Origin of the sequence: Hymenobacter canadensis (genome assembly GCF_027359925.1) — a bacterium.
GTDB classification, from domain to species: Bacteria; Bacteroidota; Bacteroidia; order Cytophagales; family Hymenobacteraceae; genus Hymenobacter; species Hymenobacter canadensis.
Genome location: NZ_CP114767.1, coordinates 4,493,092 through 4,517,613, shown reverse-complemented (window position 1 = coordinate 4,517,613; position 24,522 = coordinate 4,493,092). Strand labels below are relative to the sequence as shown.

The following is a 24,522-nucleotide window of genomic DNA, read 5'->3' as shown; positions in this document are numbered from 1 at the left end:
GCAACAACCTATCTGACAACTAAACAGTCGGCTCGTGGTGGGCCGTACGAATACCGATGCAATGGTAGGCAAAGCCCGCCTCCTGCATCTCCTTGGGGTCGTAAATATTACGGCCGTCGAAGATAACCTTCTGCTTGAGCAGCTTACCCACTACTTCGAAGCTGGGCGAGCGGAACTCCGGCCACTCGGTCACCACCAGCAGCGCGTCGGCGTCTACCAATGCTTCAAACTGATCCTTGGCGTACGTGATGGTGTCACCGAGCGTGTGCTTGGCTTCGGGCATGGACACCGGGTCGTAGGCCGACACAGTGCAGCCTTCAGCCAGCAGCTTCTCGATAATCACCAGCGACGGCGCTTCCCGCATGTCATCGGTCTTGGGCTTGAACGACAGGCCCCAGATACCGAGCTTCTTGCCTTTCAGGTCGCCGCCGAAGTGCTTCTTCACTTTGTCGAACAGCACTTCCTTCTGGGCCTCGTTCACGCTTTCCACAGCCTGCAGCACCTGCATCTGGTAGCCGTTTTCCTGAGCCGTCTTGATTAGCGCCTTCACGTCTTTGGGGAAGCACGAGCCGCCGTAGCCGATGCCGGGATAAATGAACTTCGTGCCGATCCGGGCATCAGAGCCGATACCCTTGCGCACCATGTTCACATCGGCGCCCATGATTTCGCACAGGTTGGCAATGTCGTTCATGAACGAAATTTTGGTCGCCAGCATGGAGTTGGCAGCGTATTTCGTCATCTCCGCCGACGGAATGTCCATGAAGATGATGGGGTGGCCGTTGAGCAGGAAGGGCTTGTAAAGCTTGCTCATCACCTCCTGGGCCCGCTCCGACGATACGCCCACCACAATGCGGTCAGGCTTGAGGAAGTCGTCGATGGCAGCGCCTTCCTTGAGGAACTCCGGATTGGACGCAACGTCAAAATCGATAGATGCGCCACGCTTGGCCAGTGCCTGCTCCAGCTCTGCACGCACTTTGGCAGCCGTGCCAACTGGCACCGTGCTCTTGGTGACGATAACGCCGTAGTCGGTCATGTGCTCGCCAATGCCGCGCGCAACGGCCAGCACGTATTTCAAATCGGCAGAGCCATCTTCGCCGGGAGGGGTACCTACAGCAATAAAGGCTACATCCGCATTCTTGATGCCTTCAGCTAGGCTAGTGGTGAACTGAAGGCGGCCGGCGGCCACATTGCGGCTCACCATTTCTTCCAGGCCGGGTTCATAGATGGGCAGAATACCCTTCTTCAGGTTATCAATCTTTTTCTGGTCAATATCAATGCAGGTTACTTCAATGCCGACTTCGGCGAAGCAAGTGCCAGTAACCAGACCGACGTATCCGGTGCCTACTACAGCTATTTTCATGGAATCTGGAAGAGCAGAAAATTCTTGTTGAATAACAATTTTGGCAGCCTGTGCTACTGAGCCATCATGTAGCGCTTGTACCAGTGCTGAAACACGATGAGAGCCCAGATACGGGCGTGTACGTCACCGGGGCTGCGGGAGAACAGCTGGATTTTGAGGGCGCGGATGGCATCTACGTCGAACACACCTTGGGCTTCGATGAAGGCATCGGAGAGTAGGTCATCCTCGATGAGTGGGCGTAGCTCGCCGCGGAACCACTTGAGCAGTGGCACCTCGAAACCGTGCTTGGGGCGCTTGTACAGCTCTTCAGGCAACAGTGGGCGGAAGGCATCCTGCACGATGCGCTTCTTCATCTTCGCGTCGATTTTGCTTTCGACGGGCAGCGAGAAGGCAAAGCGAACCACGTTGGGGTCGAGGAAGGGCGGGCGCACCTCCAGGGAGTTGGCCATGCTCATCATGTCCACCTTGGCCAGCATGTCGTAGGGCAGTACCAGCGTGGTGTCGGTGAGCAGCACCTCGTTCAGGTCGCCGTCGGCGTGGATGCCCTCGAGGATATCCTTACGGCGCTTCTCAGCCAGTTTCTTGCCCACCTTGCGGCGCGAGGCGGCACTGAGCAGGTTGCGGGAGTCCTTTTCCGACGTGAATGAGGCCCAATCGTAATACCGGTCTTTGGGGCCGCTGAGCATGCCGCGCGAGAAGCGCTGAAACTGCCGCACCCGGTTGCCGAAAAACGTATTGCGCGACTTGGGCAGAATGTCCCAGAGCAGGTTGAGGCCCGTTACGGCTTCGGCCTTGAAGCCGCCCTGCCGCACCTGGAACTCGCCCATGTGCTTGTTGTAGCCGGCAAACAGCTCGTCGGCACCGTCGCCGCTCAAAGCTACGGTAGCCTTTTCGCGGGTGCGCTTGCTGAGGATGTACACGGCCAGCGCCGAGGAGTCGGCAAAGGGCTCGTCGATGTAGTCCAGCACATCGAAAATATGGTCGTAGAGGTCCTGGTTGGTGAGCGAGAAGACCGTGTGGTTGGTCTTGTACTTCTCGGCTACCAGCTTGGCGTACTTGGTTTCGTCGAAGAACGGCTCATCGGCAAAGCCAATGCTGAACGTATTCAGGTGGTCGGTATGGCGCGTGGCCAGGGCCACGACTACGCTCGAATCAATACCGCCGCTCAGGAAGGCGCCAATCGGCACGTCGGCTACGAGGCGGCGCGCGGTGGCGTCGTCCATCAGCTCCACCAGCTTGGTTTTCTGCTGCTCGTAGGTGGTCTTGTTCTTCTCAACGCGCTTGGCGTCGTACGGAATCTTGTACCAGCGCTTGCGCACCACTTTCTTGCCCTTGATGAACAGGTAGTGGCCGGGCAGCAGCTTCTTGACGCCCTTGAAAATGGTGGCGGGCCCGGGGATGTAGTTCAGCTGCAGGTACTGGCTCAGCGCCACGTAGTCCATCTTGCGCGGGATGCCCAGCGCCAGCAGCGACTTCATTTCCGAAGCAAAGAACAACTTGTCCTCGTCGCGGTAGATCAGCACGGGCTTCTCCCCCATCCGGTCGCGGGCAATGAAGAGCGAGTCCTCTTCCTTATCGTAGATGGCCAAGCCGAAAAAGCCGTTCAGCTTCTTCAGAAAGCCACGGCCTTCGGTGATGTAGAGCCGGAGAATGACTTCCGTATCGGTCTGGGAATGGAAGTGGTAGCCCTTCTTGATCAGGCGCTGGCGCAACTCGCGGAAGTTGAATATTTCCCCGTTGAAGACGATGGTGTAGCGCCCCGACTCATCGGTCATGGGCTGGTTGCCGTCGGCCGAGAGGTCGAGGATGGCCAGGCGCCGGAAACCCAGGCCGCAACGGTCGTACACAAAGTGTCCCTGCGAGTCGGGGCCGCGGCTGACAATGGCGTCGGTAGAGGCCGGCAGGGCGGCCAGCGCGCTGCGGCCCGTGTCGGTGAAGGCAAATAGTCCGGTAATTCCACACATAGAGCGGACAAAAGTACGAAGGATCGGCAGACTTGTTGACGGAAAAGACGAACAAGCTCGTCGCGCAACCAAACCCACGCCAGCTTAGTACACCCCTTAGTTTTCACCCTCAGCTTTCTGACTGTTATGAATCTGCAAGAAAATATGACCCTCCTGAAGCAGTTTGAAGCCGCCGTAGCGCGCGTAGACACCCTGCCGGCTGACAAAGCGGCCGCCCACATGACGGACCTTTACGGCTTGTATAAGCAAGCTACTGAAGGCGACCATGACACTGAGAAAGACGTGGTAGGCGATGATACCCCCTCCAACCCCAGCGGCCCGGAAGGTATGTCGCAGGCCCAATGGGATTCGTGGAGCAAGTTCAAAGGCGTAAGTGAAGAGGATGCCCGCCGCCAGTACGTTCAGAAAGTAGAAGAAATAGCCGGCCCGGTAGGCGAAAAAGCCACCATCATCACCGGCAGCGGCCAGCCTGCTACCGGTTCACAGATGAACAGCAGCAGCCCCGCCGCCGAAGCGCAGCAGCAGGCCGGCGTATCGCAGGGCGGCCTGCGCGGCGACCTGTCGGGCGGTGCGCCCTACGGCGGCGAAGACCAGCTGAAAGACCAGCAGTAGTCTACCGCAATTACGCTACTAGCGCCCGTTCTGCAGCTTGCGGAGCGGGCGCTACTTTTTTGGAGGCTGGACGGTAGGCTGTGAGCCGGGATTTTGGCTATTTTCGGCCAGCCATGACCCAACTTCTCCCTCCGTACGCCGGCCTGCGCCTGCTTGGTGCTGCTTGCCTGTTCAGCGCCTGTGCGCCGGCCGTACCCCGCCAGATCACAACTGCCACCGCACCACCCAACCAGTTTGCCGACGCCACACTTCGCCTGATCGGCACTGCCCAGGACGAGCGCAATACCCCTACCCTCCTGCCCTACCTCACCAATCCCGCCGCCCGCTACCGGGCGGCAGCCGCTCTGGCGCTGGCTTCGGTGCAGGACAAGCAGGCCACGGCTCCGCTGCTTCCCCTGCTCCAGGACCCGGACGCGGCCACCCGGCGGGCGGCCGCCTACGCCCTGGGCCAGACCGGTGACAGCACAGCCGCCGAGCCCTTGGCGCTGCAAATTCCGGCAGCCGGCAGCGCAGCACAGCGGCGATACCTGTATGAAGCGCTGGGCCGCTGCGTCACGCGCAGCTCTTTGCGGCTGCTATGGCGCAATGCGGCCCCGGCTGATACCAGCTTTTCCACCGGCCTGGCCTGGGGGCTAATGCGGGCAGGGCTGCGCGGGCTGACGTCGGAAGCGGCGGTAGCGCGGGTGGTGGCGCTGCTGCAGCCGCGGCAGCCGCTGGCGGCGCGGCAGGGCGCGGCCTTTGCACTGGCCCGCACGCCCCGCCTCGACCTCACACCCTACCAGACGGCCCTCACAGCCGCCGTGGCTGACCCGGATCCGGTGGTGCGGGCGGCCACCGCCAGCGCTCTGGGCAAAGTAAAAAGCCCCACTATTGCGCCCACGCTTATCGGGCTGGTGCGGCAGGATACCGACTACCGGGTGCGGGTGAGTGCGCTGCGGGCCATGAATGCCACGATGTACGCGCCGGTGAAGGAAACCGCCTGGGATGCCCTTACGCAGCCCAACAGCCAAGTAGCCGTGACGGCTGCCGAGTTTTTCCTGGCCCACGCCAGCGGCGAGCCGGGCGGGCAATTCCTGGAAAAAGCCGCCCGCATCACCGACTGGCGGGTGCGGGCTACTCTGCTGGCAGTAGCCCTGAAGCTGGGCGGGACCGAGCAGGGTGCTATCCGCACGGCCATTGAACAGCGGTTTGCGGCCGCTACCGACCCGTATGAGAAAGGCTATCTGCTGAAAGCGCTGGCCGAAGATCCGGCCGCCTACGCTTTTGTGGAGCAGGCGACATTTGCGACGGGCCAGCCGCTGGTGGTGGGCTCCTACGGCATGGAGGCCTTGGTAGCCATGCGTCGCCTGCCGGCTTTCCCCGAGGCGCAGCACGGCGCGTTTGCCCTCACACTGCGCCGGGCGCTGCGCGGCGGCGACGTCACGATTATGGGCACGGCCGCCGAGGCCCTGCGCGACCCGCAGCTTAACCTGCGCCGCCTGCTGCCCGACGCCGGTTTTGTGGTGGAAGCCCGCGACAAACTGCTATTGCCCCGCGACCTGGAAGCCTGGCAGTCGTTGCAGCAAACCATCGACTATCTGCAGAACCGGCCGGCTACGCCCGTGCCAGTAGCCAAGGCTGCTGCGCATCCCATCGACTGGGCCTTGGTACAGCGGATTCCGGCGCGGCAGCGGGTGCTGGTGCGCACCAGCCAGGGCGACATCACGCTGCAATTACACATAGAAGACGCGCCGGGCTCGGTGGCCAGCTTCGTGCAGCTGGTGGAACAGGGATTTTATGATGGTAAGACCTTCCACCGGGTGGTGCCCAACTTTGTGGCACAGGGCGGCTGCCCCCGCGGCGACGGCTCGGGCAGCACCGACTACAACCTGCGCTCCGAGTTCGGCGACCTACGCTACGGCGAAGGCGCCGTGGGGCTGGCCTCGGCCGGCAAAGACACCGAAAGCTGCCAGTGGTTTATCACCCACGGCCCCACGCCCCACCTCGATGGCCGCTACACCATTTTCGCGCAGGTAATGCAAGGCCTGGATGTGGTGCCTAAACTAGCCATCGGCGACAAAATCCTGAAAGTAGAGCTGGTGCGCTGATCCGGTGCCGCTACCCACCAGAAAGCCCCCGAAACGCCTGCAGTATCCTGCGGGCATTTCGGGGGCTTTCTGGTGGGTGAGAAGCGCTTACTTGTCGCGGCCGTGCACCTGAGCGGGTGGTGCGGTGGCTTCCACGGCCGAGAAGGTTTCCAGAATCTTGTAGGTGTGCGAAGCACCGTTGCCTACCACCCAGGAGTTACCCGGCTCCAGGATTACTACCTGACCTTCCAGGTGCAGCTCGGCGCGGCCTTTCAGCACGTAGCCGACCGTTTCGTAAGGACGGGTAGTGGGTTCCTTGGCGTCGCCGGGCTCTTCGTTTTCCCAGAGGCGCATGGAAACCTGCGCGCCGGAAGCCAGGTACTTTTCGCCCTCAGGGCCTTTAGGCGAATGCGCGGAGTCTACTTTGGTGATGGATGTATCAGCCATAATACAGAAGCAAAAAAGAGGAATAACTACACAGGGCTAACCAACCGGCCAGCTGCTTTTGCAAACGCAGGCCCTGGCTCGCTGGTTGTCGCCAGTGGCCAACTATAGCGGAAACCTTCCGGGCAACGCCCGGTTACCCTACCTTGCGGCAGCTGCGCCTTCGGCGCCCCGGCGTGCCTGCTTACTTGCTCTCCTATGTCGTTTTCTTCTGACTCTCCTTTTGTGCGGACGCTGGCCCGGGCGCACCAGCAGGTAGCGGCGGCACTGCCGGGCGCGGCTTTCTGCCAGCTCACCGAGCAGCTGCTGCAGGTGCTGTTCCCGGAACGTACCCCGCAGCCCCTGCGCCACCCCGATGCCGTAGCTGCCACGCTCACGCAGCTGCAGCACGATCTGGCGGCCCTGCTGTCCCACGTAACCCTGCCCGATGCGCCGGCTGCCGTAGCGGCCGCCTGCATGGCCCGCCTGCCCGCCCTGCGCGACCTGCTGCTGCGCGATGCCGCTGCCATTCTAGCCGCCGACCCTGCCGCCCAAGGCCTCGACGAGGTTATCAGCACCTACCCCGGGTTCTATGCCATTGCCCTGCACCGCATGGCCCACGCGCTGTACCAACTGCAGGTGCCCCGCGTGCCGCGCCTGATCAGCGAGTACGCCCACCAGCGCACCGGCATCGACATTCACCCAGGGGCCCGCATCGGCTCCTCGTTCTGCATCGACCACGGCACGGGCATCGTTATCGGCGAAACGGCCGTTATCGGGGCGCACGTCAAGATATTTCAGGGCGTGACGCTGGGGGCGCTAAGCGTCACGAAGGCACTGCAGGGCATCAAGCGCCACCCCACCATCGAAGACCACTCGGTTATTTATGCCGGCGCCACTATTTTGGGCGGCAGCACCGTCGTTGGCAGCCACAGCATCATCGGCGGCAATGTGTGGCTCACGGAGAGCGTTCCGTCGCATTCGCGCGTATATCACCGGGCCCAGTTGCACGTCACGCGCACCGAAGACCCCACCGCCGACCTCATGTTTTCTATCTAGACCTGAGAGAATGAGAAGTACGACATGAGACTTCTGTTTAAGTGACGAGTTGCCAGCACGAAAGTCTCATATCTCGCTTCTCATTCTCTCACTTCTATCTTTCTAACTTCTTACCTCTCCGAAAATGAAAGCCAACACCATCCTCGATACCATCGGGCGCACGCCGCTGCTGCGCCTCAACAAGCTGTTCGCTCAACGCCCCGACGTGGAAGTGTGGGTGAAGCTGGAACGCGCCAACCCCGGCGGCAGCATCAAAGATCGTATTGCCCTGAGCATGATTGAGCAGGCTGAGCAGGACGGCATCCTCACTTCCGACTCGCTGATTGTGGAGCCTACGTCCGGCAACACCGGCGTGGGGCTGGCCATGGTGGCCGCCGTGAAAGGCTACAAAATCACGCTGGTGATGCCCGAGTCGATGTCGATTGAGCGGCGGCGCCTGATGGCCGCCTACGGCGCCAACCTGGAACTGACGCCGCGCGAGAAAGGCATGAAAGGCGCCATCGAGAAGGCCCACGAGTTGGTGCGCGACACGCCCGGCGCCTGGATGCCCATGCAGTTCGATAACCCGGCCAATATCCGCGTGCACGTGGAAACCACGGCCCAGGAAATTCTGGAAGATGCCCCCGAAGGATTCGACTACTACATCACCGGCGTGGGCACCGGCGGCCACCTCACCGGCGTGGCTGAGGTACTCAAGCCCAAGTTTCCGAACATGAAGACCTTTGCCGTGGAGCCCGAAGCCTCGCCCGTTATCAGCGGCGGCGCGCCGGGCCCCCACCCTATCCAAGGCATCGGCGCGGGCTTCATCCCCGAAAACCTGCACACCGACATTCTGGACGGCACTATCCAGATTTCGCAGCAGGAAGCCTTCGACATGGCCCGCCGCGCCGCCCGCGAGGAAGGTATCCTGGTCGGCGTATCGTCGGGCGCTTCGCTGGCCGCCGTGGCCAAAAAGCTCGACGAGATACCGCAGGGTGGCCGCGTCCTCACCTTCTGCTACGATACCGGCGAGCGGTATCTGTCGGTGGAAGGTTTGTTCGTGTAGTCAGGCCCGCACAGTCGGTTCAACAAAAAAGCCGCTCCAAGGAGCGGCTTTTTTGTTGAATCGACTGTGCGGACCGATGGCCGGCGTGGCACAGGGCTCTTTTAACTAGTTACCTTGTGGCAGCAGGAAGCCCAACTGAACAAGGAACGCGGAGTTGTAGGCTTTGATTTTGGTGCTGGCCACGTTTGGCAGCACAGGGTTCAGGCTACCGCTGTAGCGGCCCGTCAGGCTCAGCCCGTTTTCCAGCTGATAGCCGATGCCAGCCGCGAAGCCCCAATCAGCATTCGTGAAGTTATTGCGCGATTTGTCTTCGGATGCCTCGCCGCCGTTGTTGGGAGTCACTTCCAGCTTGGCTGCGACCAGATAGCCTACCTGGGGGCCGGCTTCCACAAATACGTTGGAGAAGGTGGCGCGCAGCATAACGGGCAGTTCTACGTAGTGCAGCGTCGTCTTGCTGTCAAACGCATCTGAATTGAATCGGCTGCCTTTCACTGTGTACAGAAGCTCGGGCTGCACCGAAAGCATCTCAGTCAGCTTGATGTTGTACACCAAGCCACCTCCGGCACTAAGCGTATTCGACTGGTTGGTCACGTCATCCCCCCGGAATTTGGCAATACCACCGGAAATCTTGACACCAATACGGCTGTCCTGCGCCTGGGCGGCTACTGCACCGAAGGTAAGAGCCAGAGCTACTAGAATTCTTTTCATGAAAAAAGTGGAGATGAAAACGGACGCGTGAAAGTTTGCTGCGCAAAGATAGCTATTACACGCTAGATGCTGAATCAAGTATTTGTTATCACCAGAGGCAGACTGCCGGTCAGCAGAAAGCGCGCTGTGCCAGACACTGCCGCGCCGAAAGCAAAACCCTATGCCTTGCCCCACCATTTAAAAACGGGACCAAAAAAAAGGCCTGACATAATTGTCAGGCCTTTTTGGTGGAGAATATCGGAGTCGAACCGATGACCTCTTGCATGCCATGCAAGCGCTCTAGCCAGCTGAGCTAATCCCCCGTTTGGTGTGTGCCATCCGCCGGTTGCGTTTGGTTTGACAAAAGTACGGCGCGTTTTGGAATACGCAAGCATACCCGCAAAAAAAACACAAAAAAAGTGGGTTGCCGGACCCGGCAACCCACTTTTTGTCTTTCAATCAGCTGATTTAGTTGAAGATATAGCGTACGCCAATCTGCATCTGCCAGCGCGAGCCAATGCCGCCGGTATCGTCGCGGAAGGTTTCCGTCAGCTTCACCCCCTGACGCACCGTGTTGTCGGCGTTCAGCGAAGGATTGGTCAGGTACGGGAACTGGTACACAGGCTGGCCCTGCGGGTTGTAGCCCGAGAACGTGAGCGGGTTGGTACGGTTGGTCGTACGGAACGTGCCCCAGTCCTTGTTGATCAGGTTGCCGAAGTTGAAGATATCAACGCTCAGCTGCAGCGTGTTCTTGTTTTCGCCTTCCATCGTGAAGATGTCCTGGAGCAGGCGTACATCGAGGCGGTTCTGCCACGGACGTACGGCCCCGTTACGCTCGGCGTACTCACCGCGGTGCTCACGCAGGTACTTGTCCTGGTTGATGAAGTTGTTGAGGTCGGTCCACTGATCAGCAGCCGAGTACACACCACCACCTTGAGCATTCGTGAGCGTGATGTCACGCAGGTTGATTTCGCTTTGCGAGCGGGGAATGTACATCAGGTCGTTCGACGTCTGGTTGTCGCCGTTCATGTCGCCCGAGTATACATACGAGTAGCGGCCAGCCGGAGCGGCTTCGTAGAACATCGAAATCGTGGTACCCAGGTGGCCCAGGTACTCCTTGCGGTACGACAGCGAGCCGATGACACGGTGCTGCTGCAGGAAGTTGGAGTAGCTCAGAGCCTCCGCGTTCGGGTCGCCGGACACGGAACGGTCGCGCCAGATAGACTGGGCAATCGAGCCACCGTCGTTTACCGAGCGCGCATCCGAGTAGGTGTAAGCAACGCTGGCCGACAGCGCATTGCTGAAGTATTTCTGCAGCTGACCGGTCACGGCGTACGAGTAGCCCTTATTGGTGTTGCGCATCACGATGGCATCACTGATGTTGGGGCGGGCCGCCGTGTTGCCACCTTGTGCAGTGGGTACCGGGCCGTAGAGCTGGAAGTTACGGGTGGTGGTTACCAGACCGGCGTTAGCACCCGTCTGAGCTGCGCCGAACGTGTAGAAGATCGGGCGGTTATCAGCACCGTTGGCCCGTGCAAAAGGCGTGGCTTCGCTGCCTGGCAGGTTCACGTTCTGGTGATACACGGCGTTCAGGTCGCGGGTGTAGAAGGCTTCCAGCGTACCGATGATGCCGCCGGGTAGTTCCTGATCTACAGCCAGGTTGGTGCGCCATACCTGTGGGAATTTGAAATCCGAGGCCGTTACGGCCAGGTTGTAGGCCGTGTTAGCCGTTGCGTTCTGCGGACGGTAGGCGTCTACGTTCGGATTGAAGGGGTAAATGGAGGCGTTAGGGTTGGTGCCGGTAGCTACCGAGCCTGCGGTGCTGAACGAGCCAAACTGCACACCGTTGTTGCTGGCCTGGTTGGACAGCCATACGAACGGAATACGGCCCGTGAAAATACCCGTACCACCACGCAGCTGGGTTTTCTTGTCGTCATTCACGTCCCAGTTGAAACCAACGCGTGGCGAGTAAAGCACCTGCTTTTTGGGTACGTTGCCGGTGTTGATTTGCACTCCGTCGCGGAAGGTCAGGGCAGCAGCGTTATTGTTCTGCTGCAGATCAGAGTTGAGGAAGGGCAAGTCAGCGCGGATACCGTAGGTAATACGCAGGTTGCTTTCCGGCGACCATTCGTCCTGCAGGTACAGGCCCAACTGAACCGCTTTCAGATCAGCAAACGGGAATTCGCCACCCGGCAAAGCCGAGTACTGCAGGTTGTAACGCGCCGGGCCAGGGCGGGGAGCGCCAGCCGCCAGCGGCGAATACGTAGCCGTAGTACGGTCGTAGTTAAAGCCAGCGGAAGCGTAGAAGTCTTCCAGCGAGTTGAACGAGTAATTGCCGTAGTAGTTTGGCGCAAAGCCGTTACGGAACTTGTAGAATTCGTTGTAAGTACCTACCGTCACGTTGTGCTTACCCAAATAAGCCGTGAAGTTGTCACCGATCTGGGCTACGTCGGAGTTGAGTACGTTGAAGGCCGAGAATGGCTCATAGCCGAACGACGTAAGTGAGTTGGTAGCGTTGATGCCACCTAGCTGCGCCGTTGTGGTGCTGCGGCCGACGTTGGTACCGATATCCACCAGCGGGAAAATACCGCCGCTGCTCTCGCGGAAGTCACGGAAGGCCGAGAAGCCACCGGTCAGGTTGTTGGAGTAGCGCGTACCGAACGTGCTGTTGAGTTCAGCAATAACCGAGTTCAGGTTGTTGTTGATTGTGTAGTACGAAGACGAGAACGGCAAGCCAAACTGCGACTGGGAACGTTGGCCGGCAATAGCACCCGAGGTGCTCGGTGGAATGTCGGAAAACGACTTGAGATAGTTGTACTTGATGTTGAAACGGTGATTGTCGGAGATGTTCCAGTCAATCTTAGCCGTAATCTTGTCGCTGTTCGAACGCAACACATAGTTTTCGTAAGAACCGGCGTTGTAGCCGTACTGCTCTTGCAAGAAGTTGGACAGCGCGTCGAGGTCACGGGCACGGGCCTGAGAGACCTGCGAGCCAGTTGGCGGCGGCGTATCGTTACGGTTAGCGGTGAAGTTGCCGGTTGGTGGGTCGTTGCGGCGCTCCAGCTCCCCGTTGAGGAAGAAGAACACTTTGTCTTTCACAATCGGACCACCTACGCGGAAGCCGGTGTTCTTGAGTTCGAAGTTGGGATAGTTCTGCTCGAAATCACCCACTTTGCTACCCACCAGGTTTTGGTTGCGGTAGAAACCGTAGAGCGAACCGGTGAACTTGTTGGAACCCGAGCGGGTCACAACGTTGATGCCGGCACCCGTGAACGAGCCCTGGCGCACGTCGAACGGCGCGATGCTCACCTGAATCTGGTCGATAGCGTCCAGCGAGATAGGCTGAGCGCCGGCCTGGCCACCTACCGTGGACTGCAGACCGAAGGCGTTGTTGAAGATTGCGCCGTCAACGGTTACGTTGTTGAAGCTACCGCTCCGGCCGCCAAAGCTGTTGCCGTTGGATTGCGGAGTGAGACGGGTGAAGTCCTGCAGCGAACGGTTCAGAGTGGGCAGACGCTCGATCTGCTCGCGCTGTACCGTAGTGGCAGCCCCCGTGCGGCCGGCATTGATTATCGGGTCTTGGTTGGCGGTTACCGTTACGCCGGCCAGCTCCGTGGTGGCTTCGCTCAGGTTGATGTCGAGACGCTGGTTCTGGCCCAAGCTCAGGAAAATACCCTCCCGGCTGGCATCCTTATACCCCACAAAAGTGATGCGGACGGTGTAAGGACCGCCCACCCGCATGTTCTGAATGTTGAAACGACCTTCAGAATTGGTTGGAGCTACGTACTGCGTATTCGTTGGATTATGTACGGCAATTACCGTAGCACCCGGCAGACCACCACCATCCTTGTCGGTAATAATACCGTTCATGGCGGCGGTGGTGGCACCCTGGCTCCAACCGGTGTGCGCTGACAGCAGCGTCAGCAACAGCACCAGAAGATGGAGTAAACGTTGGTGTTTCATAAAAGGGGGTATTGGTGAGAAAAGAGGGGAGCGTCTTAAATCCGGCGCAAAAATACGGTTATAACCGCTAGAATTCCATTATTGAATCGTTATGATTCACAACCTGGAAAAAAGTTCGTTTTGCCAAGACAAAGGTAGCTGGGAATTTCTACAATACCGGCCGTACTGCTTTGATGTAGCGACTTAAGTAGTAGTCGGTTTCCAGGCTATTTTCCACTACTCCCGACGAACTGGATGCGTGAATAAACTGCACGCCTTCCGGCGTGGCTTCCGTCACGAGGCCCACGTGCGTGATGGTGGAGCTGCCCGGCGAGGCCCCGAAAAATACCAAATCCCCGGCCTTCAGATCCTGGGGCTTTACGGGCGTGCCCCACACGGCCTGCTCGTTGCTGGAGCGCGGAATGGCCACGTCGATGGCGGCAAAAGAATTGTAGAGCAAGCCCGAGCAATCCATGCCCAGGCGCGAGGTGCCGCCGTACTTATAAGGAGTGCCCTGAAACGAGCGGGCCGTTTCGATAACCGTGACGATGGCGCGGCTGGCGTTGGCCGGCGTGCTGCGGTTCTTGGTCACGATTTTGGCCTTGCCGGCAGGCGTGGTGGTTTTTGCTTTGGATTTTGCCACCGGCCGGCTGCCGCGGCGGCGCTCCTCGGCTTTGATGCGGGCCATGTCGCGCGCCGAGTGGTAGCGGCCGTTGCGGTAGTTTACTTTCTTGGGGGCGCTGCAGCCCGCCAGCCAGCCCACCAGCGCCATCATCAACAGTGGCCACCAGACGCGTCTGTGCGTCGTATACTGTACCTTCGTTCCAGGGTCCCGCATTGGGTCAAAGATAGGCAAAACAGCCATTTGGCGTTTCTATATATGGATTTCAACTCCCTCACCCCCGAGCTGCTCGTCGCCTTCGAGGCCATTGTGGGCCCGCAGCATGTCCTCACGGCCCAGCGTGCCGAAGCTGCCGCCACCGCCGACACCTACGCCGACTACGGCCGCGACCATACCGAGGACTTGCACTTTGCCCCCGACGTGGTGCTGCGCCCGGCTAACGCCGAAGAGATTAGTCAGATTGTGCGCCTCTGCCATCAGCACCACATTCCGGTGACACCACGCGGCGCGGGCACCGGCCTGAGCGGGGGCGCGCTGCCCATCCACCACGGCGTGGTGCTGAGCACCGAGCGGCTCAACCAGATCATCCAGATTGATGAGCGCAACCTGCAGGCCACCGTGGAGCCGGGCGTGGTGAATGAGGCGTTTCAGCAGGCGGTGCAGGCGGTGGGCCTGTTCTATCCGCCCGACCCGGCCAGCAAGGGCAGCTGCTTTCTGGGCGGCAACCTGGCCCACAGCAGCGGCGGCCCCAAAGCCGTGAAATACGGCACCACCCGCGACTACGTGCTGAACCTGCAGGTGGTGCTGCCCACCGGCGACATCATCTGGACCGCCGCCAACACCCTCAAAAACTCCACCGGCTACAACCTCACCCAGCTTATGGTGGGCTCGGAGGGCACGCTGGGCATCATCACGAAAGTGGTGTTCCGCCTCCTCCCCTACCCCAAGCACAACATTTTGATGCTGGTACCTTTCCGGCAGGTGACGCAGGCCGCCGAGGCCGTGTCGGCCGTATTCCGGGCGGGCATCATCCCGTCGGGCATGGAGTTCATGGAGCGCGAGGCCATTGCCTGGTCGTCGGAGTACCTGAAGATTTCGCTCACGCTGCCCGAGGATATTGCGGCCCACCTGCTCATCGAGCTGGACGGGCAGGATCTGGACGAGCTTTATAAGGAGGCCGAGCAGGTGTACGGCGTGCTGGAACACTACGACGTAGACGAAATCCTGCTGGCCGACAACGCCACCCAGAAAGACGAGCTCTGGCGCATCCGGCGCAACATCGGCAATTCGGTGCGCTACAACTCCGTGTATAAGGAAGAAGACACCGTGGTGCCCCGCGCCGAGCTGCCCACGCTGTTGAGCGGCGTCAAGGAAATCGGCGCGCGCTATGGCTTCAAGAGCGTCTGCTACGGCCACGCCGGCGACGGCAATCTGCACGTCAACATAATCCGCGGCGACCTGGACGACGAGATGTGGAACGTGGGCCTGCGCCAGCCCATCACCGAAATCTTCGAGCTGTGCGTGAAGCTGGGCGGCACCATCTCCGGCGAGCATGGCATCGGGCTGGTGCAGAAAGGCTACATCGGCATTGCCCTGCCCGATACCAACCTGGAGCTGATGCGCGGCATCAAGCGCGTATTCGACCCCCACGGCATCCTGAATCCCGGCAAGATCTTCTAATATATCGGGAGCAGAGCTAAGCCTTGGTTTGGAACGTCATTCCGAGCTTGCCGAGGAATCTCGCTAGCGTAGTAATCATGTAGTATTACAACGTCAGCTCGCGAGATTCCTCGGCAAGCTCGGAATGACGTTCTTTTCGTTTACAGCCCCGCCAGTGCTTCATCCAGCTGCCGGAACAGCTCCTGGTTGCCATCCTGCTTGTATGCGCCTAGGGCCGCCTCAAAGCCGGACAGGTCGTAGAGAAATGCTTTCAGGTTGTCGGGGGTCAGGGTTTCGAAGTGGCGGCCGTAGCCCAGCTTCTGCACTTGGGCGGCGTTGAGGAACTGCTCGAACTGCACGGGGATGGGCACGGCGCAGATGGGCTTGTGCAGGTACACCGCTTCGCTGATCAGCGAGAAGCCCCCATTGGTGACGACGGCGCGGGCCGAGGCCAGGTCCTCGATGAAGCCCTGTTCGCTGAAGGCCTTGAGCTGCACGTTGCCGTGGCTTTCCTCTTTGTTGAAGCCGTACACCCGAAACTCCTGCCCCGGCAGCGCCTGCAGCAGCGGCACCAGCCCCTGCTGCGTGGTGGCCGATTGGTACACCAGCACGTGTGCGCCGGCTGTGGGGCGCGCTGCCAGAATCTCGGGCCGGATGATGGGCGGCACCAGCGTGGTGGCCGGCCGCACCACCGGCAGCGGGAAGAACGTGCTGACAAAGTAATGGTGGCTGCGCGGCAGTTTGGCCCGCACAATGCCGCGCGCAACCTCGAAGTTGCCCCTCTCCCCGGCCGGCACCGCCACATCCAGCCGCGCCCGGCTGATAATCTGCATGTTGTCGATGCTGATAACCGGCAGCTGCTTCCAGCGGGCAAACAGGTAGCTGAACGACTCGAAGTCTGAAATCACGCAGTCGAACTGGTCGGCGCCGGGCAGGTTGCGGTAGCGACGGAAGTTGGTGAGCAGGCTGTCGGGCGCGTTGCGCAGGGTGAGGGCGGCGGTGCGGGCCTTGCTCACCACCACATCCTTGTAGGCCAGATGGAAGCCCCGGATTTCGTGCACCCGGCCCGGAAACGTGTGCGCCAGCAGCTGGTATGCGCGGCTGCTGCTCACCACGCTCACCTCGTGCCCCTGTGCCAGCAGATGCGCAATAACCACCTTGCTGCGGGTGGCGTGGCCCATCCCCTCGCCGGGCACTCCGTATAGTATGTTCATTGGGTCGTCAGGAATTGAGCGCTAAAAGTGCGGAATAAAAACCTGCCGACGAACCAATACGCAGGCGTATCCTGGCTCTTTGCAGCCGTAGTGCCACCGCCATGAGACCAGGCAGCCGTATGCAACGACGGTGCCACCACGCCCGCAAAGAGCCGTACCCCCGCTTCGGTCTGTAACGCAACAAGCTCTGCCGATTGGCAGAGCTTGTTGCGTTAGAAAAGATACAGCACCAGAATGGCGGTTATTTGAGCAGTACCAGCTTCTGGGTCTGGGTGAAATCGGGCGTTTGCAGCTTCACCAGATAGAGGCCGGCGGCCAGGCCGGTAGTGGGCAGCTCCAGCGTGTGGGTGCCGCCGGCGTAGCGCTGACCTTGGGCCGGCTGGCGTACTACGCGGCCCTGCGCATCGGTCAGCAGCACCGAAACGGCCGCGGCATCAGGCAAACTGAAGCCGATGGAAACCACGCCGGCTGCGGCCGGATTCGGATACACCGGATACAGCCGCGCCTCGGGCCGCCGCAGCAGTTCCTGCGCCGACTGGTTGCTGAGCACGATGTTCTCGTCGCCGGGGCGGTAGGGCACCACGTCGAGGTAGGCCAGCAGCATTTCGGCCGTGGTTTGTTCGCCCCATTGCACGGTTTGGGGCGGCGAGAACGGGTTGCGGGGGTTGTTGGCGGTGTTGTCGTAGGTGGCGTCGGCCATGAGGCGCGAGCCGGCCGGGATTTTGAGCAGGCGCGGGAAGCGGTAGGCGCCCTGCCAGTTGAAGTCCCAGTCGTTGATTTTGATGATGCGGATGGTGTCGCCGGAAGGCTTCACGGCCCAGATACGCCACTTCTTGCCCAGCAGATGCGCGTGGGGCAGCACGCTCACCAGGCTTACATCTACGGGAACCTGCAGCTCGGCGTGGAAGGTTTTCACCTGCCCGGCCGGGATGATGAACGGCCCGTTGGTGAGATTGAGCGGCGACAACGGGAACGTCTGGACGTAGCGCTGCACCGGCTGGCGGCTGAAAAACACGTTCACCACCGACGAGTCGGTTTGGGTGAGGGCCGTGGGGCCGTAGTGCACCTGCACAAGGATGCTGGCGTTGCGGGGCAGCTTTTTGCCCAGCCCGTTGGGGAAATAGCGGGCCGTGGAGCCCGGCACCCAGCCGGCCCAGTTCTCCTCGGTAGCCGAAAAGCCGAAGCCCCCGAAGCGCGTGTAGCCGTAGCCAGGGTCCTGGGCATCCAGCACCTGGGCACGCTGCGTGGTGTCCATGCCGATGATGGCGTGGTGGGTGATGCGCTTGTTGCCGGCCCGGAACTCCACGGCCGCCACGTCGCGGCCGGCGGGCAGGCGGGTGGGCAGCACAAACACCCGGTACAAATCCTGCAGGTTGCCCTGGTGGGTGAACTTCTGGGCCATCGGCACCACCAAATCGGGCGTGCCCAGTTGCGAGCCGGCCGGAAACGTGGGCAGCGCCGGTTCCAGGGCCGGGTTGCCGCGGGCCATACCGCCATCTACCCACTCCCGGATTTTCTGGATTTCGGTGTCCGTGAGCGTGTTTTCGTCGAGGAAGTGCGAATAGTTAGGGTCGGCCTTCCAGGGCGGCATATACCGGATGCCCGTCACGAACTTAATAGTGGGCGCGTGGCTGACGACATCCTGGTAGCTGACCAGCGGAAACGGCGCCACCTCGCCGGTGCGGTGGCAGGACGTGCAGTGCTGGTAGATGATGGGCGCAATATGCTCGCTGAATGTGAGCTGCGGCTGCTGGGCCAGCGCCGGGCCGGCGAACAGCAGCAGCGCAAGGCGTACAAGGTGTTTCATAGGAAATGGTACGGGTTTCGGATAGGCAAATTTTTCAGGATAGGGTTCAGCGGCTACCCAGACCCGTGGCCACAAAGCAGCCCACGGCCTCAGTGCGCGGCACCGGCACTGGCTGGCGGCTGACGATGGCGGCCAGCGCGTCGCGCAGCTCGTGGTGCTGCACCACGGTGCGGCGCTGGCCCAGGCGGGCGTAGGCATCATCAATGCGGCCCTGGTAGAGCACGGTGGCTTCGTCGGGGGCCAGCACTACCACTTCGGGCGTGATGCGGGCGCCCAGGCGGCGCGTGAGCTGCTGGCCGGCATCGAGGCGCAGCAGAAACGGCAGCGGGTACTGCTTTTGGAACAGTACCACGTCGGCCGGGCGCATCTGCGGGGCCGGAAACACGCCCACAAACCGCACGCCGCGCGGCCCGTACGCCGCGTGCAGGGCCCGCAGCGTAGGCGTGGCGTTCTGGCTGATGGGGCAGGTGTCGGCCAGAAACACGTAGACCGTGGCCACCAACGGTGGCGACCCGCCGGCCCACAGCACCGGTGGCAGCAAAAGCAGCAGAAGGATGAGTAGGAGTCGGGGCATAGGCAGCAGGCCGAAAGGCGGCATCAAGTAGCTGATGCTCAAACTACCAATAGGTTTAATCAGCAGTGCTTTCGCCAGGGAAGATACCATGCGCTGCGCGTTTTCGTTCCGACGGCCGGTGGGTGGCGCCCGGCTTATTTTGGCGGGAGGCAGGCAGAGCACCCCGCATGTCCCTAACTTTCGGCCCGGTTTTGGCCGTTGCGCCGCCGCTTCTCTCCTCATCTGCTTTCTTCTGCCTGCGTATGAAACGCCTTGCCTTTTCCCGTCCTGCCCTGGCCCTGGCGGCCGCTACGTCGCTGCTGGCCGCGTCTTGCTCGGCTCCGCGCAACATCATCAGCACTGGCAAGGTGACGCCGCGCGGCGAGTTTCGGGGCGGCGGCAACGTGTCGTTCAACATTGCCTCCGAAACCATCAGCCAAACGGGCGCCACGCTGAAATCGGCCGCCGAAGCCGTTGGCAACAAAGACACCGTCGGCTACTCCCGCACCATCGACAACCTGCAGCTGGCGGCCCTGGCCTACACCCTCGACCCGCTGCGCGCCTCCCCCGACCTCTACCTGCGCTACGGCATCTACGACCGATTCGACGTAGGCTACAAGTACGCTTTCGGCTCGCACATCTTCGATGCCATGTACCAGTTTATGGGCCCCACCGGCACGCCGGAACGGCCCCAGGGCGCGGCGGGCGCCACGTATGGCAGCATCGGGCTGCAGTTTGCCACCCAGCGCGCCAAGCTTCCGAGCATCCCGTACCTGAGTAATATTTCCGACGTCCTGGGCTTCAGCGCCTCACGCAAAGACCTGATTGTGCCGCTGGTTATCAGCCACTCCTTCGGGCCGGAAGAGGAAATCGGGGCGTTTTCCTACGGCCTGGTATACTCGCGCTCCTTCCTGCGCTACGGCTTCAACACCGACCGAGTGTACACCCCAAGCGGCATTGTGCCCAGCCTGCCCGAGCAGCGCGTGAGCTACAACTCGTTCGGGGCGTTTGCCAGCGCCAAAATTGGCTACCGCTACGTGTACTTTCTGCCCTCGATGGGCGTGTACTACCAGAACTACGGCACCTATCAGCTACTCAACAATGCCACCGGCAAGCTCAGCGGCTTCACGTTCGTGCCCAGCGTGGGCGTGCAGTTCCGCGTGCCCAACAGCCGCCGGTAGCGGCAACGTGACTTAAGCAAACGGCCTGGTAGCTAATGAGCTACCAGGCCGTTTGCATTAGCCGTAAAAGATGTAGAGACGCAATACTTTGCGTCTCGTCGTTGCTGATGTTGTTTGTTCAAACGGCGTGGTCGTTATCGTTCAACGACGAGAAGCAAAGTATTGCGTCTCTACATCGTTCTTACAGCTTCCTGCTGTAAAACAGTTGGCTACCGCGGGATACTACGCTTGGTTTTCAGCCACGACGCCAGCAGCGGCACCGCAAAGACAGCTACCGTCAGCACGGTCAGGCCAGCGTCGGCGGCCTCGCTGCCCAGGAAGCGGCTGAACGCGGACTCCGGCTGGAAATGCTCCACCAACGACAGCAGCAGCTTCAAACCCAGCAGCGCAATAACCACGAAGGCGGCCGTTTCGAGGAACGGGTATTTGGCCATCAGCAGCACGAATGCCTGCGCCACCAGCCGCATGGCCAGAATGCCGATAAACACGCCGGTACAGATCAGAATCAGGTTGTCGGTGAAGGCCACCACGGCAAACACGTTGTCGATGGAAAAGGCCAGATCCATCAGCTCAATCAGGGCCACCGTGGCCCAGAACGGCCCCAGCAGCCCCAGCGTGTAGCGGTACACCAAGCTCTGGCGCTTGTCGGGGCCGTCGTCGGCAGCAGCGTGGCCCCGGAAATGGTCGTAGGCCAAGTAGAGCAGGTAGAGGCCGCCAAGAGGCTTGAGGTACCAGAACTCAATCAGGAACGAGGCAAACAGGATGCACACGCCCCGGAACACATAGGCCCCGATGATGCCGTAGCGCAGGGCCTTCTGCCGCTGCTCCTTGGGCAGGTCGCCGACCATCGTGGCCAGTACGGCCGCGTTGTCCACGGAAAGCAGGCTTTCGATGATGACCAGATTGCCCACAATGGCCAGCGCGGCCAGGGGATTGTCGAGGATTTGCTGCAGGTGTACGTTCATGCCGGTTGGGCAAGATAACGACTCCGGCCAAAGCCGGGTTTCGGCCTAGCTGCACACCTGCCCGCTATTGGCCCGGCGCCGCCCTGACAATGGCCCTGATTGGCTTTCAGGACCATTAATCCAATGGATAATGTAGTATAGGATCTGAGCGCTGAGGGCCATAAAAACAGCTAAACCTGTGTGTCTTGTCTGCCCAGCTCCAGAAAATCCCCCGATTATGCTTGAATTTCTCCTCAACGACCAGCTCACCCGGACCACTGAGCCGGCGGCCGGCCACTGCCGACACCCAGTACCGCCCCGGCCCCGACTGGCACTACGTGGAGCGCCTGGGCTTCCACGACCAGCTCACCATCGGGGGGGGGGGGCGGGCACGTGGCGCTGGCCCTGTCGCGGGTGATGAGCACGCTGGATTTCGGCCTGACCGTGCTCTACTATAGGCCCGGGCTGCCCACCCAGCTCCGCAACCACTACGCCCATCATAACCGCACGGTGCCCTATGAACAGCTGGCCCGCGAAGTGCCGGCAGGCCCGCACCAGTATAATTATGATCGTAGGCTACCGGACCGACGCGGTAGCGGTGCGCCAGCCGCTGCACCACCCGGTGCGCTACCTGAGCCTGATGGGCAGCACGGCCAAAATAGCGCACCTGCTGCAGAGCTGCGCGCCGCCAGTTTCGACGAAACAGCGCTGAGCCGCATACATGCCCCCATCGGCCTGCCCATCCGTAGTCGCACACCCGAGGAAATAGCCATCAGCGTAGCCGCCGAGCTGATTCAGGCGCGGAATGGCGGTTGAGGTGCTGATAGCAGAACGTCATTCTGAGCAGAGCGAGGAATCTCGCTAGTTTGGTAGAATTACTACTCCAGCGAGATTCCTCGCTCCGCTCGAAATGACGTTCTTATGTTGTCGTTTTCAACCTAATTCTCCGTCATCTGGCTGCCTTCGAGGTAGCCTTCGGTGAAGACGCGGTACTGGTCGAAGATGGAGCGCACGGAGCGGCGCAGCACCAGCTCGCCCTGGGGGCCGTTGGGCACCGTAACGCCCGAGGCGTAGCCGTTCCAGACGGCGCGGTTGGTGCGGTTGTCGATGAGGGTGATGAGCAAGGTGCCTTCGGCCAGCAGGATGCGCTGGGGCTGGTAACCCTGCCGGTTGTCGGTGGGCGTTTCCTCGTCCTCCACCTTTTCCTCCTTCACCCAGCGGCTGATATCTTCCTGCAGGTAGCCCCGGAATTTCATGTCGCCTTCAAACACGCGAAAGTTCACCAGCAGATCGGGGCGGCGCTTATTGGACTTGTAGCCCTGCACCTTGAGGCGCGTGCGAATGGCGTCGCGGACGGCTTCTCCCAGCCGGCTGGAGTCGGCCGACAGGCCGTCGCCGGTCACGAATTCGTAGGTGCGGTAGCGGCGGAAGTTGCCGGTGTAGCTGTAATCAGAATCGATGCGGGCCTGGCGGGCGGCAAAGCAGCCGGAAAGTGCCATGGCCAGGCCCATTCCCAGTAGCGTAAGAGTTGGTTTCATGCGTAACGTAGAAATGGGTGACACCATTTTCAAGTTACGAAACTTGGGGCAGGTTACGTCTTGATAATCAGAAAGAAGGAGACGTACAAAATTTTGGCGTTGCGTCAGCGGCTCAGCTGCAGCACCGTCGTTTGTGCAGTGTACACCGTACCATCCGCGAAACGGTAGCGCACTACAAATTGCTGAGCGCCGGCGGCGGCAGGCGGCACCCGTAGCTGCAGCTGCGGCTCGGTGCTTCGGCTGGCGCGGGCCGACAGCGGCTGGCCGGTGCCCGTTTCCAGCAGCAGGTCATTGAGGGAGGCCCCGGCCGGATGCTGCGCGTCGTAGGCGTAGCGGCTGCGCACCACCACGGAGTCGAGCCGCTGCAGCGTGCCCAGATAGCCGGGCGCCGGCATGGGCGGGCAGGCGTAGGCTGCGGGCAGCAGGTGCCGGCGCCTGGATGGCTGGTGGCCATAGTAGGTTTTCTGAAGTCGCACAGCCAGCAGCAAATCAGCGGCGGCCACCGGCTCGTTGGCCGCCAGGACTTGGCCCGTGCGCTGGCTGCTGGCTGCCAACTCCACTGCCTGCGTGCTATAATAACGCGGCACGTTGTCGTAGCCGCAGGCCTCTTCGTCGGCACAGCTGAGCAGCAACGCCCCGGCAGGCAGTCCACTACATGCCAGAAGCAGCAGGCTCAGGTGCTTTCTCATGGTTCGGGAATAACCGTTGATGTACTGGCGGCCGATCAGGGCTGAATCGTTACCGGCACCGTTTCGGCGGTGTACACTTCGCCGTTGGTTTGATGGTAGCGCACTCGAAATTGCTGCGTGACCGAGCTTGTTGGGGTCTGGCTGAACTGCAGGTTGCGCCGCGTGAGCACGGGCACAGACTGCGGCATGAGTAGAAGCTCGTTTAGTGTCATGATGCGCCCATAGCCGTTGTCGAGAAGCAATAAGTCGTTGAGCGAGGTGCCGGCCGGGTGCTGCGCGTCGAAATCGTAGCGGCTGGTCACCCTGATGGAATCAATCATCTCCGTGTAGGTAGGGTCAGCCGGGTCGCAGGCCACGGCCGCGAAGCCGCCGGTGCGGGCCGGAGCGGCGCTGTAGAGCCGGGTATCGGGGTTGAGCAGCAGTTTCAGCTCGGCTACGGGCGAGGCCTGGCCGGCCGTAAGCACCTGCGCCGTAGTGCCTGCCGCCTGCCGCAGCGCCACCGCCGACAGCCCTATTACATCGAAATACTGTCGCTCAAAGGGCCCACATGTATCACAGGCCGGCAGCCCGACTATCACCAGAGCACACAGCAGTAGCTTTTTCATATCCAATAGATTTGTATTCATTACTATGATACTTACCTGCTACAATAGGTTGCAAGTCTGAAACCGGTATTACAGCTCGGCCGCCAGCTCCTTTTCCAGCACAATCGTCAGCCCACGGGGGCCCTGAATGGTGCCGATGATGTCGAAGCCGTGGCGCAGGTTAAGCAGGAGCATGGCGCGCCAGCGGTTGTAGGTGTGGGTGCGCACGGCGCGGTAGCCCTGCGCCTGGCACCACGCGTGCTGGCGGCGCATCAACTCGGCGGCAACGCCCTGGCCCCGGAAATCGGGGTGGACGCCGCCCAGCCAGCTGTAGTAGTGGCCCGGCTGGCGCTCGTAGCCCAGCTTGCAGCCGACCACGTTGCCATCGGCCAGGGCCAGCCACGCCTGCACCGGCTGGCGCTGCTGCTGGTAGCGAAGGTCGGCGAGCAACTCGGCGGCCGGGCTTTGCAGGGCAGTGGCCAGCAGCGCGACAATAGTGGCCTGTGCTTCAGTGGAAATATCCGGGTGGAATAGATAAGTGGTTGTCATACCCGGAGGTCGGTTCGGCGCCGT

At 61.1% G+C, this 24,522-nt stretch carries 21 protein-coding genes and 1 tRNA gene; 7 read left to right on the top strand and 15 right to left on the bottom strand.

Going from position 1 to position 24,522, the window contains the following annotated elements; genetic code table 11:
* Positions 1 to 19 precede the first annotated feature (19 nt).
* Both O3303_RS19325 and asnB read right to left on the bottom strand, forming a co-directional pair.
* Positions 20 to 1,360, bottom strand: a complete 1,341-nt coding sequence (locus tag O3303_RS19325; protein WP_269560004.1) for a UDP-glucose dehydrogenase family protein — start codon at positions 1,358 to 1,360, stop codon at positions 20 to 22.
* A gap of 53 nt (positions 1,361 to 1,413) precedes the next feature.
* Positions 1,414 to 3,324, bottom strand: coding sequence for an asparagine synthase (glutamine-hydrolyzing) (asnB, locus tag O3303_RS19320; protein ID WP_269560003.1), 1,911 nt, complete (start codon positions 3,322 to 3,324; stop codon positions 1,414 to 1,416).
* Positions 3,325 to 3,450: 126 nt separating this feature from the next.
* Here asnB and O3303_RS19315 point away from each other — a divergent pair, with 126 nt between their 5' ends.
* Both O3303_RS19315 and O3303_RS19310 read left to right on the top strand, forming a co-directional pair.
* Positions 3,451 to 3,936 (top strand): acyl-CoA-binding protein, encoded by a 486-nt coding sequence (locus tag O3303_RS19315; protein WP_269560002.1) that lies wholly within the window; start codon positions 3,451 to 3,453, stop codon positions 3,934 to 3,936.
* Between the two features lie 113 nt (positions 3,937 to 4,049).
* Entirely contained in the window at positions 4,050 to 6,023 is a 1,974-nt protein-coding gene (locus tag O3303_RS19310; RefSeq protein WP_269560001.1) for a peptidylprolyl isomerase, read from the top strand.
* An 87-nt stretch (positions 6,024 to 6,110) separates the two neighbouring features.
* Here O3303_RS19310 and O3303_RS19305 read toward each other — a convergent pair whose 3' ends face one another.
* The gene (locus O3303_RS19305; RefSeq protein ID WP_269560000.1) at positions 6,111 to 6,449 is read right to left on the bottom strand and encodes a cupin domain-containing protein; all 339 of its coding nucleotides are present in this window, start codon (positions 6,447 to 6,449) and stop codon (positions 6,111 to 6,113) included.
* 195 nt (positions 6,450 to 6,644) lie between these two features.
* Here O3303_RS19305 and O3303_RS19300 point away from each other — a divergent pair, with 195 nt between their 5' ends.
* Both O3303_RS19300 and cysK read left to right on the top strand, forming a co-directional pair.
* Positions 6,645 to 7,484, top strand: coding sequence for a serine O-acetyltransferase (locus O3303_RS19300; RefSeq protein WP_269559999.1), 840 nt, complete (start codon positions 6,645 to 6,647; stop codon positions 7,482 to 7,484).
* Positions 7,485 to 7,608: 124 nt separating this feature from the next.
* Positions 7,609 to 8,529: a cysteine synthase A gene (cysK, locus tag O3303_RS19295; RefSeq protein WP_269559998.1), complete on the top strand. Its 921-nt coding sequence runs from the start codon at positions 7,609 to 7,611 to the stop codon at positions 8,527 to 8,529.
* 105 nt (positions 8,530 to 8,634) lie between these two features.
* Here the strand turns inward: cysK and O3303_RS19290 are convergent, their stop codons facing one another.
* The 4 genes from O3303_RS19290 to O3303_RS19275 all read right to left on the bottom strand — a co-directional run bounded on the left by O3303_RS19290 (position 8,635) and on the right by O3303_RS19275 (position 13,933).
* Positions 8,635 to 9,237 (bottom strand): porin family protein, encoded by a 603-nt coding sequence (locus O3303_RS19290; RefSeq protein ID WP_269559997.1) that lies wholly within the window; start codon positions 9,235 to 9,237, stop codon positions 8,635 to 8,637.
* 225 nt (positions 9,238 to 9,462) lie between these two features.
* Positions 9,463 to 9,539 (bottom strand) — tRNA-Ala (locus tag O3303_RS19285).
* 145 nt (positions 9,540 to 9,684) lie between these two features.
* Entirely contained in the window at positions 9,685 to 13,179 is a 3,495-nt protein-coding gene (locus O3303_RS19280) for a TonB-dependent receptor (RefSeq protein ID WP_269559996.1), read from the bottom strand.
* A 148-nt stretch (positions 13,180 to 13,327) separates the two neighbouring features.
* Positions 13,328 to 13,933: a C40 family peptidase gene (locus O3303_RS19275; protein WP_269561934.1), complete on the bottom strand. Its 606-nt coding sequence runs from the start codon at positions 13,931 to 13,933 to the stop codon at positions 13,328 to 13,330.
* 105 nt (positions 13,934 to 14,038) lie between these two features.
* On the opposite strand from O3303_RS19275, the gene O3303_RS19270 reads away from it, so the two are divergent.
* Positions 14,039 to 15,460 (top strand): FAD-binding oxidoreductase, encoded by a 1,422-nt coding sequence (locus tag O3303_RS19270; protein ID WP_269559995.1) that lies wholly within the window; start codon positions 14,039 to 14,041, stop codon positions 15,458 to 15,460.
* Positions 15,461 to 15,600: 140 nt separating this feature from the next.
* Here the strand turns inward: O3303_RS19270 and O3303_RS19265 are convergent, their stop codons facing one another.
* The 3 genes from O3303_RS19265 to O3303_RS19255 form a co-directional block, all read right to left on the bottom strand.
* Positions 15,601 to 16,653, bottom strand: a complete 1,053-nt coding sequence (locus O3303_RS19265; RefSeq protein WP_269559994.1) for a glycosyltransferase family protein — start codon at positions 16,651 to 16,653, stop codon at positions 15,601 to 15,603.
* A gap of 241 nt (positions 16,654 to 16,894) precedes the next feature.
* Positions 16,895 to 18,460 (bottom strand): T9SS type A sorting domain-containing protein, encoded by a 1,566-nt coding sequence (locus O3303_RS19260; RefSeq protein ID WP_269559993.1) that lies wholly within the window; start codon positions 18,458 to 18,460, stop codon positions 16,895 to 16,897.
* 46 nt (positions 18,461 to 18,506) lie between these two features.
* On the bottom strand, positions 18,507 to 19,034 hold the full coding sequence (locus O3303_RS19255; RefSeq protein ID WP_269559992.1) for a redoxin domain-containing protein: 528 nt from the start codon (positions 19,032 to 19,034) through the stop codon (positions 18,507 to 18,509).
* Positions 19,035 to 19,276: 242 nt separating this feature from the next.
* Here O3303_RS19255 and O3303_RS19250 point away from each other — a divergent pair, with 242 nt between their 5' ends.
* On the top strand, positions 19,277 to 20,194 hold the full coding sequence (locus O3303_RS19250) for a hypothetical protein (protein ID WP_269559991.1): 918 nt from the start codon (positions 19,277 to 19,279) through the stop codon (positions 20,192 to 20,194).
* 209 nt (positions 20,195 to 20,403) lie between these two features.
* Here the strand turns inward: O3303_RS19250 and O3303_RS19245 are convergent, their stop codons facing one another.
* Positions 20,404 to 21,159 carry a TerC family protein gene (locus O3303_RS19245; RefSeq protein ID WP_269559990.1) on the bottom strand — a complete coding sequence of 252 codons (756 nt, stop codon included), beginning with the start codon at positions 21,157 to 21,159 and terminating at the stop codon, positions 20,404 to 20,406.
* A 396-nt stretch (positions 21,160 to 21,555) separates the two neighbouring features.
* Here O3303_RS19245 and O3303_RS22115 point away from each other — a divergent pair, with 396 nt between their 5' ends.
* Entirely contained in the window at positions 21,556 to 21,954 is a 399-nt protein-coding gene (locus O3303_RS22115; RefSeq protein ID WP_434086409.1) for an XdhC family protein, read from the top strand.
* Positions 21,955 to 22,076: 122 nt separating this feature from the next.
* Here O3303_RS22115 and O3303_RS19235 read toward each other — a convergent pair whose 3' ends face one another.
* The 4 genes from O3303_RS19235 to O3303_RS19220 all read right to left on the bottom strand — a co-directional run bounded on the left by O3303_RS19235 (position 22,077) and on the right by O3303_RS19220 (position 24,498).
* Positions 22,077 to 22,676, bottom strand: a complete 600-nt coding sequence (locus O3303_RS19235; RefSeq protein ID WP_269559988.1) for a DUF4136 domain-containing protein — start codon at positions 22,674 to 22,676, stop codon at positions 22,077 to 22,079.
* 104 nt (positions 22,677 to 22,780) lie between these two features.
* Positions 22,781 to 23,365, bottom strand: a complete 585-nt coding sequence (locus O3303_RS19230; RefSeq protein WP_269559987.1) for a hypothetical protein — start codon at positions 23,363 to 23,365, stop codon at positions 22,781 to 22,783.
* A gap of 35 nt (positions 23,366 to 23,400) precedes the next feature.
* Positions 23,401 to 23,970, bottom strand: coding sequence for a hypothetical protein (locus O3303_RS19225; RefSeq protein ID WP_269559986.1), 570 nt, complete (start codon positions 23,968 to 23,970; stop codon positions 23,401 to 23,403).
* A gap of 69 nt (positions 23,971 to 24,039) precedes the next feature.
* A complete protein-coding gene (locus O3303_RS19220) occupies positions 24,040 to 24,498 on the bottom strand; it encodes a GNAT family N-acetyltransferase (protein WP_269559985.1) in 459 nt (152 codons plus the stop codon).
* Between the last annotated feature and the right edge of the window lie 24 nt (positions 24,499 to 24,522).